This is a genomic window from Nocardia sp. CDC519 (genome assembly GCF_059509835.1).
In genome coordinates this window covers 4,544,807-4,559,233 of the sequence record NZ_CM183377.1, presented here as the reverse complement: position 1 = coordinate 4,559,233, position 14,427 = coordinate 4,544,807, and the positions used below count along the sequence as shown (strand labels likewise).

Sequence of the window (14,427 nt, the reverse complement as noted above, 5' to 3'; positions counted from 1 at the left end):
GCGGGCTCTTGCTCGGCGGTCGGCCCTCCGGAGGCGGTGGAGCGGGCCGTCTCTATCGAGGTATCCGCCGGTACACCCGCCGGCGAGGCCGGCGCTATTGTGGCTGCCGGGGAGGACGCCGATCCGGCGGATTGGGCGTTCGCCGAGGGTGCGTGCTCGCGCTGGGTGGTCGCGGCGGGCGTATCGCGGCCGTTCCCCGTGCTCGGGCCGGTGGTATTCGCGGGCGCGCCGTCGGTGCCGGTCGATACCGGTCGTGTGCTGGACCCCGCGCGTGCCCGACCAGATGGCGGCGACCAGGGACTCGGTGTGGTGAGCCCGTCGTCGGTGTCGTGTTCTGCGACCGTGGCCGGCGTTTCGGCGGTCGGCCACACCTCGGCGCTGGTCATGGTTGGGCACCTGTAGTCGAGCGGGCACGCCAGCGGAGCTTCCTGGACTCGGTTCCGGTCTGTGGTCGTTGGTGGTGGAGGTCCATTCCGGCTGTCCTCCCATGTCCGTCGGTGACCGGCGAGGCCCGGCCGGCCGCATCGCTCCGCCTACCCCATGGTGCGGTCTCCGAACCATCCTCACCCGTGCGCGCACCATAAGGGTTCCCAGCATTGGGGATCTTCGACAATGAGTGGGTTCGGAAGGGTATGTGGCGCGTGGACTATCACTGGAGCGTGGAACCGGCGGCTGTGGCCACCACGGTTCTGCCGAACGCGCCCCTGTTCCTGTTCGACGTCCTTGGTACGCGAGCACCATGGCTGCCGACTGATAGTGGAGGCCTCTGATGTTTGGGTGGTTGAAGAAGGCGGCGGTCGCTACGGCTGGAGTGGCCCTGCCGTTGGTCGGCGGAGCGGTCGGTGCGTACGTCGGTGGGCCGATCGGTGCCAGGATCGGGGCCGCCGTCGGCGGTAGTTTCGCGAACTGGGCGCAGACCGGAAAACTCGATGGGTCGACGATCGTTGCCGGCATTGCTTCGAGCGTCGGTATGAGGGCGGGCGGCGGACTCGCAGGGGGGAGGCTGGGTTTCCTCGGAGGCGCTCAGGGCCGCACTGCAGCACGAGCCGGGCAGGCCGCCAGACGCAACTACAATCTTCCCGCCAACGCCCCTACGCCGTTACTGAGGGGTGGCCGCGTGGGGGCAACCCTGCGTGGACAGGCGCAGCATGCTCGGCGTGCGGAAAGAGCGAACCTGGCCCGAAACCGACCCGATTCGTGGCGTAACCATTTCAACCCGGGCGCGGACGGACTCCGGTGGCGTCTCCCGAACAGAAACCTCAGGCGATCGGGCCTCGGGTACGCGGGGGCATCCGGCACAGGTGCGGTAGCCGGCTACTACGCGTCCAAGCCGCTGAACAATTACCTCTTCGGCGACCCTCCGGTAAAGCCGGGTCAGGCTCCCGGAGGTAAGGGGCCAGGTAATGGAGCACCAGGGTACGCTGGAAAATTCGTAGGCGGATACGTCGAGTCGGCGAGGAACGGTAGTTTTACCCAGTACGCGAACCCCGACAACACCAAAGGATTCATCTGGCAGCCCGATGGCTTGTCCCCCGGAATGAAGCAACTGTATTCCAAGGACACCGGAGCCGCGGCCGCAGTGACCATTTGATGTTCTCGCGAGTTGGGAGGTCGACGTAGTGGCGGAACCGGCAGAGACTTCGACGTCCTCGGAACCATCGACCCCTTCGAGCCCATCGTTCGTCGAGTATCTCGATATCACCTATCGGATGTTCGGCGTGGACGAGCCTGCCGACATGGAGTTGCCCAAGCTTCCGAAGATGCATTTGGCGAGGCCCGGAATCGACGAGTACACGACTGCGTCCGAAGGCCTCATCCTGGTCGCCGATTCCTATGAATCGGTTCAGCAAAAGGCCTGGGAGAAGGTTGTCGAGACAAAAGAAATGACGAAAACCGGACGCACGAACATTCTCGATTTGATCGACGGCATCAATGACTACGCCATGCGGGCAAATAACGACGCATCATTCTTTGATATTCTGGAGTCCGGATTCAGGGGTGTCGACGGCGTCCGAGAGATGTCGACGGAAAAGTCTCAGGAACTCGGCGACGGCCTCCGGAACGATGTCCAGAAATGGATAAAAGACTCGGCCGCGCAAGGTCAGAAAGATCGAGAAGCCTGGCAGAAGCAGATGGAAGGCATTCTGGGCGCGCAGAAGCCGTCAGGGCCGTCGGCGCCGGGAACACCGGGCGCGCCGGGGGCTCCCGGGGCGAACAACCCGGGACAAAATCCGCCGCCCTGGGTCAACGACAACGGCCCCAAGCAACCCGGCACAACACCGGATCCGACACGTCCCGGCACGATCACTCCGCCGGGGACGACGAAACCCATCACCCCGCCGGAGACGAAACCGCCGGCGTCCGGCGTGAAACCGCCGTCTTCGGATATCAAACCGCCGACGACGACTCCGCCGATTTCCACTCCGCCGCGGGTGAATCCGCCGATCTCGTCGCCGAGTTCGCCTGGCTTGGGCGGTATGCCGGGGATGGGCATGCCCGGAATGGGTATGGGCATGCCGGGGATGGGAATGCCTGGTATGGGCATGGGTCTGCCCGGGATGAACGATCAGTTGGCGCGGCGTAACGAGTTGGATCGGGATCTGGCGCGTCGGCGTGAGGAGCTCGAAGATCGGCGGGACAAGCCGCGTGATGTGGCGCAGCCGAAGCCCGCGGCGCAGCCCGCGGTGGCGCAGCAGGGTCAGGGGGCGCCCGGAGCCCCGAATGGGCAGCAGGTGAACGCGAATTCGGGTGCCACGGCCGCTCCCGGGGCGGGTACCCCGCCACCGCCGGGGCAGGCGGCGGGACCGGTGCCGAACGAGAAGGGGTTGGTGCCGTTCGACTTTCCCGGACGGCCCACACTGTGGGTATCACCGGTGGTGCACAGCGCGTTGGGAGCCGCCGTCGCCAACAAGAAGGGCATCGATGCCAAGGCCGCGTACGCGAATACGCCGGCGAAGTGGAACGACGACAAGACGATCGGAATGCGGATCGATCCGAGCCAGTTGATCACCGGCGATGTGGCGAGCTGGAAGGATGGCACCGCGATCGCTGTCGTCTGGAAGAACGAGGGCGGTGCCGACGCTGTGCCGGTCGCCGACGGTGCAGGCCCTCCGGCCGGCGGTGCCGAGGGCACGCTGGAGATCGTCGCCAACGGCGAGCTCCAGGCGGTGACCGGCGACATCATGAAGGAGGACGGGCCGTACGGGACGTTCAACGGCTTCTTCCATCCGAACGGGATCGATGCGGTGCCGCCCACCGACGCCGGTGCGGCGGCGCCCGCGCCCGCCACGGCGGATCAGCAGCCGACGGTGGTGGCGTAATGGGTGCAGGTTGGTCTGAGGGGAGACGATTATGGCTCTCGATGTCGATCTGAGCGCATTGGTGAAGGCGGCGTCGGGCTTGACCGACGCCGCACGTGACACCGGACTGGCGCTGCCCAGCGGCTGGGTGGTGCCCGCGGGCGCCGACCCGATCTCCGGTGCGAAGGTGCCGCAGTTGAATGCTCAGACTGCCGCTGTCGTGAACGGCATGATCGATGTGCTCAACGCGGTCGCGATGGACGCATACAAGATCGGGAAATCCGCCCAGGCCTATAGCACTCAGGACGATGCAGGGGCCCGCGCGATCGGCGGCCGCGGCGGGGAGATCATCGCGAACCCGATCGCCGAACCGGTTCCGATGCCGCATCGCAAGCCACCCGTGTACTCGGCGCCGAGCAGTGCGGCCATCGACCCGCTGACCTTCGCGAAGCAGTTGCAGGCGGGCCCGGGGCCGGGGCCGGCGAAGGAATTCGCCGAGAAGGTACGAGGATTCGCCCGTGACATCTCCCCGATCGCGAACCAGGCCGTAGCCGATTCGGCCGCCGCCATGGCGCAGTGGACGCCGGTCGGGGAGAAGGTCGCCGGCAATCTCACCCGGTACAGCGGCTGGCTCGGCCATCTGGTCACCGGAATGCGGTTGCTCGCCGATTCGATCGACTCCTACAGCGAGGCGTTCCGGATCGCGAAGTCGACGCATCCGACGCCGGAGGAGATCATCGCCGCCCGCAAGGAACTGCTCGCCGCCATGCGCTCCAAGGACGAGGCGCGCACTGCCCTGGCGCTGGCGAAATTCGAGGAGCAGAACGCCCGCTCGGCGGAAACGGTCACCGGATACAGCGCTGCCACCAACACGCCGCTTCCGGGTGAAGCCGCTGCCGCGGAATCCGCCGCGGGTCAGGCCGCAGGCGGTCAGGGCTCGGGCGGCCAGGGCGGCGGCGAACAGGGCTCGGGTGAGCAGGCCATGGACCCAGGCATGCTCGCCAATCTGCTGCCCGCCATGATGAACGCGATGTCGAGCATGGGCGGCCTGCCGCTGGACCAGTCGTCGCAGGAATACCTCGACGACTATGCCCTGGGTGACGAACTGTACGACGACAGCTACGGCTTCGGTTCCCCCGGTGGCTACGGAGGCTTCGGCGGCGGTGGAGGTGGCGGCGGAGGCTTCGGCGGTTCCGTCGGCGATTTCGACGCGGCCGCCGTCGCCGCACCCACACCCCTGACCACGTCGGCTTCGGTGCCCGCGGGCCTGACGCAGGGGTTGCCGCGCGCGCCGGTGATCGAACCGCTGTCCGCGTCGTCGTCCGGCGGGTCGGGCAGCGCGATGCGGGGTGCGGGCATGCCGATGATGCCGTACATGCCGATGGCTCCAGGGGCCGGTGGGCCCGGCGGCGGTGGTGAGGATCGCAACCGGGTCGTCGCCTGGCACCCCGATCGCCTCATGTACGTCGACGACACGCCGCACACCGAGATGGTGATCGGCGAACGTCCGACCATCGCACCCAGCGTCACCCCGCCGACACCGAATTCGGCTGGAGGCAACCAGCATTCGAGTCACTCCGGAGGTTCTGCATGACCAAGATCCATCCCGATGTGCAGGCCGCCCTCGATATGGCGCGCGACCTGCGTCACCGCATCGCCGATATGCGGGAGAAGATCGATGCGATCCGGGCGCGGCGTCCCTCGCCGAGCGGTGCGGTCATTCCCGAGGTCGACGCGATGGGCAGGTTGACCGGCCTGTATCTCGCACCCGGCACGGTGGACCGATTCACCAGCCCGGAACTGGTCGACGAGATCATGGCCGCGATCCGCGACAGCGCCGCCGACGCCGGACGCCAGTATCGCTTGGTCATGGACGGCCCCCTCGAGTCGGCCGAGCCGGAAGCGACCGCCGGTGCGTCCGGGGCGTCGTCATGACGCAGGCCGATACGGTCAGTCCTGGCGAGGCGATCCGCTGGCTGCACGAGGAAGGGCTGAGCAGGCTGGCGGGCACAGCGGCCAATGCGGCCGCTCCGTTCGGCGCCTTCACGGTGGACGTCGCCACCGGCGCGGTGACCGCATATCCGGTCACGAATACCGGTGCCGGCGCCCAACTGCTGACGTTGTCCGCCGACGAGCTGCCCCCGCCGGTGGAGTCCGCCCGGCGGTTGGTGGTGGCCGGAATCACCATGGGGGACGCGATTCTCGTCATCGATCTGGCCGCGTTCCTCCAGGTCGCGATCAGCGCCGATCATGCGGTGGCCGTGGCGCGTTCGTGGGTGATGCAGTTGCTGCTCGATCCCGAAGTCACCATCACCACCAACAGTGAGGCGGTGACGGTCGGCGACAGCCCGAGGTGTCGCCGCGGATTTTTCCCCGGTGGGGGAGCGTCGATCATTCACGTCGACGACAAACGCCCGCCCGTCACCACCCTCGTCCTCGACGCGGCCGACGACGGCGTCGACCGCATCGAGGTGGCGCCGGACGGCACCGGAGAGGTGTACCTCGGTGCGCGGTTCTGGCCGCTGAGATTCGTGATGACCATCGACGACACGATGTGGTCGGGCCTGGTAGCCGGACTCTCCGGAACCTCGGACGCGCCGGGCCCGGCCCCCAGACCCACCGCGGTGGCGGCTGCCGACGCCACCGAACGACCCCCGGAGATGAACCGATGACGCATCCGAATGCCACCGAGCCGGTCGATTTCGACGATTTCGACGAGGACGGCTATCACGGTGACGCCCCCGCCGCCCCGGACTGGCAGAGCATGATCTACGAAGTGGTCAACCTCGATCACAGCGTCGGCGTCGCCTGCAACCGTGACGGTGAGGTGGTCGGTCTGCACCTGACCGACGAAGCCAGGGAGAACGGCGATGCCTGGCTGTCGGCCGAGATCCTGCGGATCGCGCGGCTGGCCCATCTGAAATCCAGGGTGGGCTTGCGCGCCGAGATGGAATACAACGGCGCCCGCCCCTACACCGTCGACGCCTTCGATCTGCCGACCGAGGCCGCCTACCGAGCCATGGAGAACGCCGAGCTGGGCCGCACGCCCTGATACCGGCCGGATCCGAGACAGGACCCTGACATGTTGGACCGCGACAGCACGCCCGAAGTTCTGCGCCCGGTGCAGGCCTATGTGTATGCCATGACTTCCGGGGCCGGCCAGGTGGGCGCGGCGGTTGGCGATTTCACGCTCACGTGCCGCCCGTCGTCGTCGCTGGACCATGCGCTGGTCGGCGAACTCGACTGGATCACCGAAACTTTCGGCAATGCTGTGCGTAGCTGCCTCGGGCGCGCCGATATCGCACTCCGGGAAGCGGTCGACGGCGCCAATGCCCACGACATCGCCGACATCCTCGGCGCGGCCGCGGTGCGCGGTCACCGCCCGGTCTGATCGCCGGAACAGCCGAACGTCATGGAGCCGGAGCGTACGAGCCCCTACTGGGACGCCATCGTCGGCGACGATTGGCCCGAGGTCTCTCCGGCGCACTGGAATGCGCTGGAGACCCGGGCGCGGGCCGCGGCCTCCGCGCTGAACACCGGTGACGCACCACAGGCGCGGCTGGCCTTCGATCAAGCGGTGCGGGCCAGTGAACGCCTGCAACCGATCAAGGACGAAATGCTGGCGCAGCAGGGGATGCCGCAGGCGTTCGCCGACGCGCTGCTGGCCGCGAGCGAGGTCTTCCGCGGGTTCGGTGACCTGGTCTATCGGACCCGCAACCGGATTCTCGACATCGTCGACGACGCCACGGCTCGGATCACGGCAGTGCGCCGCAGGGCCCAAAGCGATGACAGTGCCGAAAGTACCGAAGGCGAGGCGAACCGGCCCACGCCGGAAGAGGCCGAAGCGACGATTGCCGCCATCCTCGCGACCGCGCGCGATGACGTGCGCGATGTGGTCGCCGCGGCGCTGGCCACGCTGAGCCCGTCCGGTGTACCCGCGCTCGCCAGAATCGCGGAACTGCTGAGGCAGCCCGGTCCGTGGACGCAGCGCCGTTCGGGAGCGCCTGATCCACCATCGGGTCGTGCTCCGACGGAGCCGGTGCACGACCGGTTTCGGCAACCGCCCACGGCGCCCGCTGCGCCGAATCCTCGCGGCGTGCCTGTTCCCACGCCGCTGCCGAATCCAGACGGACCGCACACGCTTCCGCCTCCGGTGCATGAGACGCCCGATGGGATCGGGCAATCGCCGGAGGCCAGGGGGCCGGCCGATATCGTCACCGGACCGGGGCCTGCGGCTGGGCCCGGCGAGCCGACGGGGCAAGGCGAGTCGGTCGGCCAGGGCGAGTCGACCGGGCAGGGCGCGGCGATCGACCGCACGCCCCGGGGCGAGGGTAATTCGACCGGCGGCAGCGTCCCCGTATCCGATCCTGCGGGCGGCCCGGTCCATGCCGGCCCGGTGGGTCGTGGTTCCGCTGGTCAGGTGCCGACACCGTGGGGCGCGGTCATCCCCGATACGGCCAGGGGCGCGGCGGGTTCCGATCCCGGCATCGACCGGTCGAGCAGCCCGGGCGATCGACCCTCCGGCGACGCCTCGGATCGCCTGGCCGGCGCGAGTGCCTATCGTGCCGGTTCGGACGAGCAGCGTTCCGATGGTGAGTCCACTCGCGCGAAATCATCCGGCTCCGAGACGGACCCGGGCGCGGATCCGGCCGACCCCGTGGCCGATGCCGCTATTCGCGCCGCTGGGCAGAAGAATCCGGGGGCCGACTTCGCGGCGGACAGCGATCCAGGGCCGGACCAGGCCGCCGCGGCCGCCATGGGTGCGATGCCGCCTCCGATCTTGCCGGCCGGCCCGCCACCGTCGGCGGTCACGGCCGCAGCGCCCGCTGCTCCGCCACCGCCGGTGACCGGCAAAACCGCCGTTCCATCGAGCGCGGCGGCGCAGCCATCGTCGCCGGCTGCGCCACCCGCGCCGCCGGTGGCGCCGGCGAAGGCTCCCGTCGTCGGGGCGCAACCTGCTGCGGGCGCCCCGGCGCCGACCGGACCGGCAGTCGCGTCCAACAGCCAGCCGGCTCCCCGGCCCGGGATGCCACCACACGAGCAACCCGCGGACCCGGACGATTCCGGCGACATGGTGCGCAATGTCGTCGGCGCGGCCATGGCGGCGGCAGCAGGACCGTCATTCGTCCTCGGCGACAAGGTCGACGGCGATCTGGTCCTCGCCCGCACGCTGCTGGCCGGCGTGCTCGCCGCCGCACCCCCTGTCGTCGGGCATGCCACGGCGGTCGCGGTCATGCGCCATTCCGGCGGGGTGAGTGCGTTCCTCACCACCAACGAGGGCAGAGGCTGGTTGCCCACCGGAGTGTTCGTGCCGCCGGAAATGTCGACGCCGTGGATGTGGTCGGTCTCCGATGGCTCGGCCTGGGAGGGCCTGTCGGATCCGGCGCGGGTGCTGGCCGAGTTCGGCGTGGCGTGGGGACGCAAATCCGGTGCTCGGCTGACGGCTCTGGCCTCCTCGCTCCCGATCCACGCCGTGCTCGCCGCCCAACTCGGCGAGGTGGCGACGATCGGCGAGGTGCCTGCCTCACCCGAGATGGATCTCAGCGCGCGCACCGGCAAGCTGGTCGACCGGCTCGAACTGACGGCCTCACCACGCATGCTGGCCAGGGTCGCGGCGATACCCGACGACGAAATCCTCGCCCGCTGCGTCGATCTGGCTGTCGACGCCCATCAGCGAGTCACGCGGGCGCTCGGCGAGAACGCGCACGCCCTCGGCGCGCCCACCCAGCGCGAACGCGTACTCCGCGCGATTCGGCAAGACCGCGAGGTGCCCGAGCAGTGGTTCGACGAGCTGCGCGATCTGGACGATCTGCTCGCCGCGTCGATGGTGTCACGGCGGTTCGACGCGTCACGGGTGACGCTTGGCGAGTTGCGCGCCGAGCACACCGGCACCGAGGGTGCGGCGTTGCGGGCCATGGTGTTCGAGCGCCGCTGCGATGAGCTCGTGCTGCTGCTGGCCGGCGAGCCGACCCGGCAGTTGCTCCGCGACGCGATGTACGCGCACGCTCAGGTGACCGGGCATCCCGCGCTGCCCGAACCTGCCGCGCCCCGGCCCGGTGCGAACCGGCCATCGGCGGTGTCCGCGCCGACCGTCCGCTGACCAGGCGCGGATTCCCAATGGCGGGAAGCGCCGAAAATGGACGGGTCAGTGGTGTGGAAGGAGTGATCAGGCGTGCCGGAAGGTCTGAGTCTCGACCCCGCGGTGTTGCGGCAGCTGGCTGAACAGCACCGGCGCGTCGCCCGAGACACCCGGGAATGGGCGAAGCCTCCCCTGGATTGGCTCAACGACTTCCCACGGACCTACGGGGCGATCGCTGATCCCGTCTACGAAGCGCTGGTCGAGTACTACAACGAACGGCAAAAGGCAGGCAATGCCCTGGCCGACGATCACGACAGGACCGCGGACTATCTCATCAAGTCTGCCAACGACTACGAGTGGTCCGATCAGCAGGGCGCGCAGGCCGTGCGCGGCGGCGGCCAGGGCCTCGATACTCCGACCGGAGGGGGTGCGGGCACTCAGCCGGTTCCGGCGCCGACGCCCGTCGGACAGACACCCGACGCTCCGTCGACGGGCGGCCCCGGCACGGGCACCACACCACCGGACAGTTCGGCTCCGGACCGCCCGGCCCCCGGTCCGGTGCTCCCGGGCGGTACCGCGCCGGATCAGACCGATCCCTCCGGCCCGACAGCCGACCAGCCGGCGCCGAACGTCACCACGCCGCCACCGGTCACACCCGGCATCGGCGCCCCCGGTGCGTCGGAAACCGCTGCGCAGCAACCCGCTGCCGCTTCCGGTGTGACCCCGCAGGTTCCCACCGCGGCGGCGGCAGCGGGCACCGACACCGGGACGAATACCGGTTCGTCCGCGCCTGCCCAGCCCACCGGAGCGTCGGCGCCCACCGCGACGCCACCGCCGTCCACCGGGATGCCCGGCGTCGCGCCGATGGCGCCGGTCGCCGGCCCGATGGACGATCGGGCCGCCACCGCCCCGCCGTCGCAGACGAGCGGCCGCTCCGACGCCACGCCGATGATGGCGCCGGTGCCGACCCCGTTCGCCGCGGCCGTGGCCGCCGCGAAGGACAAGGCGGCCGAGCCCTCGCATGTGGTCGGCGACGAGGTCGACGAAGATCTGGTGATCGCGCGGACGCTGCTGCGTTCGGTGCTCGCCGCGGTCGACTCCTCGGTCATCGGCCTGACCTGGGCGGTATCGGTGATGCGCGGACCGGCCGGCGCCGGCGTGTTCATCACCACGAACGAGGGCCGCGGCTGGATGCCCGCCGGGCTGTTCCTGCCGCGTGAGGTGTCGTCGCCATGGATCTGGGACGAGCTGCTCGGCACCGACTCCGGCGAAGGCTCACCGTGGGAAGGCGTCACCGACCCGGCCCGGGTGCTCGCCGAATTCGGCCTGGCCTGGGGCGCCAAGGCCAACGCCAAGCTGTCCGCGCTGGTGTCATCGGGGCCGATCGACCCCGGCCTGCGCGCACAACTGCGCGACGTGTCGACCGAAGGCAACGTCCGCCCGGCCGAGGAAGTGGATCTGCGCGTATTCACCCCGGACACCGCCGATCGTCTCGGCCTGTTCGGCACGATGAGCGCCTTGGAGCACGTGTCCGCGCTGACCGACGAGCAGGTCCCCGGCCGCTGCATCGAGCTCGCGGTCGACGCACACGTCCGGGTCGGTCGCGCCGGGCCGGTGCCGGCCGAAGCCGCTGAGGCGCGGTCGGTGCGCGAACGCATCCTGGCGATGGTTCAGGCCGGCCAACCCGTTCCGGCCCCGTGGTGGGACGACCTGCGCGATGCCGACGACCTGCTCGCGGCCTCTATGCTCTCGCGTCGCGTCGATCCCGGCCGCGTCGGCATCGGCGACCTCAGGGTGGACAGCTCGGATTCCTCCCTGCGGGACATGGTGTTCGAACGCCGCTGCAACGAACTGGTGATGCTGCTCGAGGGCGAGCCGACCCGCCAGGGCTTGCGCGACGCCGTCTACGCCCACGAGCAGATCATCGAACACCCCCTGTTCGTGGAGGCGCCGTCCGCGGTGTCCGCCGCCGACACCGGCCGCGTGGACCGTCCTGTTACCACGACCGGAACCGTGTCCGCGCCAGGAACTTCGGTCGCCCCGCCGAGCGGAGTCGGTGGCCCGCCCACGGGTGCTTCGGTTCCCCCGGCGGTCTCCCCACCGCCGACGACGCCGAGGAGCGCACAAGATGGCTCCTGAGTGGCAGCGCGACTCTCTGCTCGACAGGAGCCGAGATATCCCAACGGTGGCCATGGATCGCAGCGTCGATGACGCCGCCATGCACGATCGGACACCCTGATGGCCGACGGTGACAAGCCGAAGACCTATCCACTGGAGCAATACCGGCTCGATCAGGCGTACAAGGAAAGCGGCCTGCTTCGACCGGAGGACAGGCCGCCGCCCCTGGCCGAGACGTTGAAAAACTCCGAGCAGGACAAGCCTGCCGACACGGGTGGCGGTGGCGGGAGTTCCGGTGGTAAGCCCGACAGCGGTGAGACGTATGTCCAGAACCCCAACGGCTCGTACCCTGCTGCGGTCAAAGTAAAAGATGAGGGCGACGGCGGTGGCGTCACCGGCGGAAAGTCCGACGACCCGCCGCCGCCGAAGGAGGAGGAGAAGAAGCTCGACGGCACCGCACCCATCAAGGGGGCAGTCGAACCGGAATTCGACGCACCGTCGACCAAGGACATCAAGCTCGATGCCGCCACCGGCAGCAACACCATCAAAGTCGGCGATACCCTCGGGCCGAATGATGAACTGGTCTCGGACAACGGTCGATACGCCATACGATTCCAGGACGGCAACCTGGTTTTCGTCGACAAGGAGCTCGGCCAGAAAGCTCTGCAATCCGGCACGGACAATGGCACCAGCTCGGTTACCGGTGCCCGGTTCGACAACGACTCCATCGACATCCTCGGCGGCCAGCATCTCGCCAAGGGTGACAAAGGCCGGGCGCTGTGGTCGCAGGGATTCGAGTTCGACAAGTCGATCCTCGACAAGATCAAGGCCTACCGGATCAATGACGATGGCACGATCGTCGCGCTCGGCGGCAAAGACAACACAGAGGTCCTGGGTGTCGCCTACTACATGGGCGACCAGAAGAAACACTTCATCCCCGTCGACTTCCCGGTGCCGCCGGGCGGTAGCGAGTTCTTCTATGACACCGTCGCGACGATGCGGCGGATCATGCAGCTCCAGGTCGACCAGCTCGGAGCCGGTAAGCCATCCGCCGCGCCTGATCCGCTCGAGGAACTGAAAAACGCGGGGCTGCCGAGCGGGAAATTCACCTCGGAAATGGTGAAGATCTACCGCGACAATCACGAGAAGATCGAAAGCCTCAACCTGGCTCTCGACAAGCGGCTCAAAGACGTCAAGGTGTTGACCAAGGATCTCGCCAGCGAGGTGAGTGACGCGAAGAACGACATCGTCCGCAGGTTGGAGGACCTCGGTCAAGTGATGCGTTCGCCCATGTATGCGAGCGCGCGACCGCGGGGCCAGAGCCTGGAAGAGCTGGAAGCGGAGAAGAAGACCAAGGTCCAGCGCACCTACGACAAGGACGGCAACGTCACATCGTTCGAGCTGAGCAAGGAGCTCGAGCAGAAGCTGCTGGATGCTCTGCGCAGCACCTCGCTGGACATCTCCAAGAGAATCGAACGCGTCAAAGACTTCGTCGAGGGGAAGAAGCCTCCCAAGGACCCGGGCGGGAAGCAGAAAGACGGTTCTTCCGGCAATACGGGTGACGGCGACGGCAAGCGTAATGGCGGTGGGCAGCAGACGCCGCAGGGTCCAGGCCAGCAGCAGGGGCCCGGCCCCACCCCAACCGGCCCTGGCGCCAACCAGGATTGGAGCGGCACCTACAACGATCTTCCGGTCGGCGCCGACAACCCCGGCGGCGGAACCGGCCAGGGCACAACCGATCCGAAGTTGGCCAAGTTCTTCAACGATCTCGCCGACGATATCGAGAAGATCGGGGCCGGCGGTGGCGGCGGTACGGGCGGCGGTTCCGGTGGTGAGGGGGGCGGGGGCTCCTCGGGTGGGGGCACGTCGGGCGGCGGAACGTCGGGTGGGCAGACTCCTGGCGGCCAGGACAAGCCCGGTGACCAGACCAACCCCGGGTCCGGTTCCGGTGGCGCGGGGCAGCCGCAGCAGCCGCAGCAACAGGGTGGCGGCGGCATGAATCTCGCGATGCCGTTGATGATGATGATGTCGATGTTGCCGCAGGTCGTCGGCCAGGCCGCGCAGATGATGATGGCGCAGAAGGCCGAGCAGCAGGAGCGCGAACGGGTCGAGGAGGAGCGCAGGCTCGAACGGGAGGAGCGTCAGCTCGAGCGAGAGGAGCGTAAAGCCGACGAGGAAGCCGCCACCGCGCAGGCGTCGGCGCAGGCCGGTGGCGCGCCGGCCTCCGGCGAGGGTGCGCCGCCGGTTGCGGCCGCATCGTACGGTCCGGGTGCGCCGCCGCCGGTGGTCATGCCCGGCGGAATGACAGATGCGCCGCTGCCGGATGGGACTACGCAGAAGGTGCCGCCGGCTGTCGCGCAGGCGTTGAACAAGGAGATCTACAACACCAACGGCAGTGACGCGCACGCCGCGTACGCAGGCACGACCGGGCAGCAGACCCCGAGCAACCCGTGGACCGCGGTCGACCCGAACACCACCGACCCCGACAAACGTCTGCGCACCGGTGATGTGATCCAGTGGGAGAACCGGACCGCGCTGGTCGTGATGAACGATTCCGGTTTGAACGTCCTGCTCAATGGCCAGCTCGTGCAGATGGATCCGCACAATCCACCGGACGACGGTCACGGGCCGTTCGGACGGTTCCAGGGCTTCTTCCACCCCAGCGGAATCGACAAGGCCGCAGGCGATCTCACCGCGGGCGCGCAACCGACCGTGGATGTCGCGCCGGGCGGCGGTGCGCCGCCGCAGCCGAAACCGGTTCGGCCGCAGGTCTATACCTGATTCGCCGGCGCGGCGGACGTTGCGCCTCGCCTGCTCGGACCGGGCACTTCGCCATTCGCGGCCGGCCACGAGACACCCCGGCCGGCGACGAGATGGGATCGCGCCGACCGATCGTTCCCGACTGCCCGGCACCCTGTCGCACCAGAGGCA

General features: G+C 68.7%; 10 protein-coding genes. All 10 read left to right on the top strand.

Features of this window, described 5'->3' with window-relative positions:
* Positions 1 to 99: 99 nt before the first annotated feature.
* Positions 100 to 402, top strand: a complete 303-nt coding sequence (locus tag AC5W7N_RS20360) for a hypothetical protein (protein WP_194990379.1) — start codon at positions 100 to 102, stop codon at positions 400 to 402.
* Positions 403 to 1,619: 1,217 nt separating this feature from the next.
* On the top strand, positions 1,620 to 3,320 hold the full coding sequence (locus AC5W7N_RS20355; protein ID WP_195021416.1) for a hypothetical protein: 1,701 nt from the start codon (positions 1,620 to 1,622) through the stop codon (positions 3,318 to 3,320).
* Positions 3,321 to 3,351: 31 nt separating this feature from the next.
* Positions 3,352 to 4,893 (top strand): PPE domain-containing protein, encoded by a 1,542-nt coding sequence (locus AC5W7N_RS20350; protein WP_490725397.1) that lies wholly within the window; start codon positions 3,352 to 3,354, stop codon positions 4,891 to 4,893.
* A complete protein-coding gene (locus AC5W7N_RS20345; protein ID WP_163817648.1) occupies positions 4,890 to 5,234 on the top strand; it encodes a YbaB/EbfC family nucleoid-associated protein in 345 nt (114 codons plus the stop codon). Before AC5W7N_RS20350 ends, AC5W7N_RS20345 begins: the two co-directional genes overlap by 4 nt.
* Positions 5,231 to 5,971, top strand: a complete 741-nt coding sequence (locus AC5W7N_RS20340; protein ID WP_163817650.1) for a hypothetical protein — start codon at positions 5,231 to 5,233, stop codon at positions 5,969 to 5,971. The genes AC5W7N_RS20345 and AC5W7N_RS20340 overlap by 4 nt, the downstream gene beginning before the upstream one ends.
* Positions 5,968 to 6,351: a hypothetical protein gene (locus AC5W7N_RS20335; protein ID WP_163817652.1), complete on the top strand. Its 384-nt coding sequence runs from the start codon at positions 5,968 to 5,970 to the stop codon at positions 6,349 to 6,351. The genes AC5W7N_RS20340 and AC5W7N_RS20335 overlap by 4 nt, the downstream gene beginning before the upstream one ends.
* Positions 6,352 to 6,381: 30 nt before the next feature.
* A complete protein-coding gene (locus tag AC5W7N_RS20330; protein ID WP_163817654.1) occupies positions 6,382 to 6,690 on the top strand; it encodes a hypothetical protein in 309 nt (102 codons plus the stop codon).
* A 21-nt stretch (positions 6,691 to 6,711) separates the two neighbouring features.
* Positions 6,712 to 9,399, top strand: coding sequence for a collagen-like domain-containing protein (locus tag AC5W7N_RS20325; protein WP_195021414.1), 2,688 nt, complete (start codon positions 6,712 to 6,714; stop codon positions 9,397 to 9,399).
* 72 nt (positions 9,400 to 9,471) lie between these two features.
* A complete protein-coding gene (locus AC5W7N_RS20320; RefSeq protein WP_495922004.1) occupies positions 9,472 to 11,517 on the top strand; it encodes a type VII secretion target in 2,046 nt (681 codons plus the stop codon).
* 99 nt (positions 11,518 to 11,616) lie between these two features.
* Positions 11,617 to 14,277 (top strand): periphilin-like transcriptional regulatory Lge1 domain-containing protein, encoded by a 2,661-nt coding sequence (locus tag AC5W7N_RS20315; protein WP_495922003.1) that lies wholly within the window; start codon positions 11,617 to 11,619, stop codon positions 14,275 to 14,277.
* Positions 14,278 to 14,427: the final 150 nt, after the last annotated feature.

Coding starts and splice junctions, on each gene's coding strand:
- AC5W7N_RS20350 (WP_490725397.1), top strand. CDS start 3,352: ATGGCTCTCGATGTCGATCTGAGCGCATTGGTGAAGGCGGCGTCGGGC.
- AC5W7N_RS20340 (WP_163817650.1), top strand. CDS start 5,231: ATGACGCAGGCCGATACGGTCAGTCCTGGCGAGGCGATCCGCTGGCTG.
- AC5W7N_RS20345 (WP_163817648.1), top strand. CDS start 4,890: ATGACCAAGATCCATCCCGATGTGCAGGCCGCCCTCGATATGGCGCGC.
- AC5W7N_RS20325 (WP_195021414.1), top strand. CDS start 6,712: ATGGAGCCGGAGCGTACGAGCCCCTACTGGGACGCCATCGTCGGCGAC.
- AC5W7N_RS20335 (WP_163817652.1), top strand. CDS start 5,968: ATGACGCATCCGAATGCCACCGAGCCGGTCGATTTCGACGATTTCGAC.
- AC5W7N_RS20315 (WP_495922003.1), top strand. CDS start 11,617: ATGGCCGACGGTGACAAGCCGAAGACCTATCCACTGGAGCAATACCGG.
- AC5W7N_RS20330 (WP_163817654.1), top strand. CDS start 6,382: ATGTTGGACCGCGACAGCACGCCCGAAGTTCTGCGCCCGGTGCAGGCC.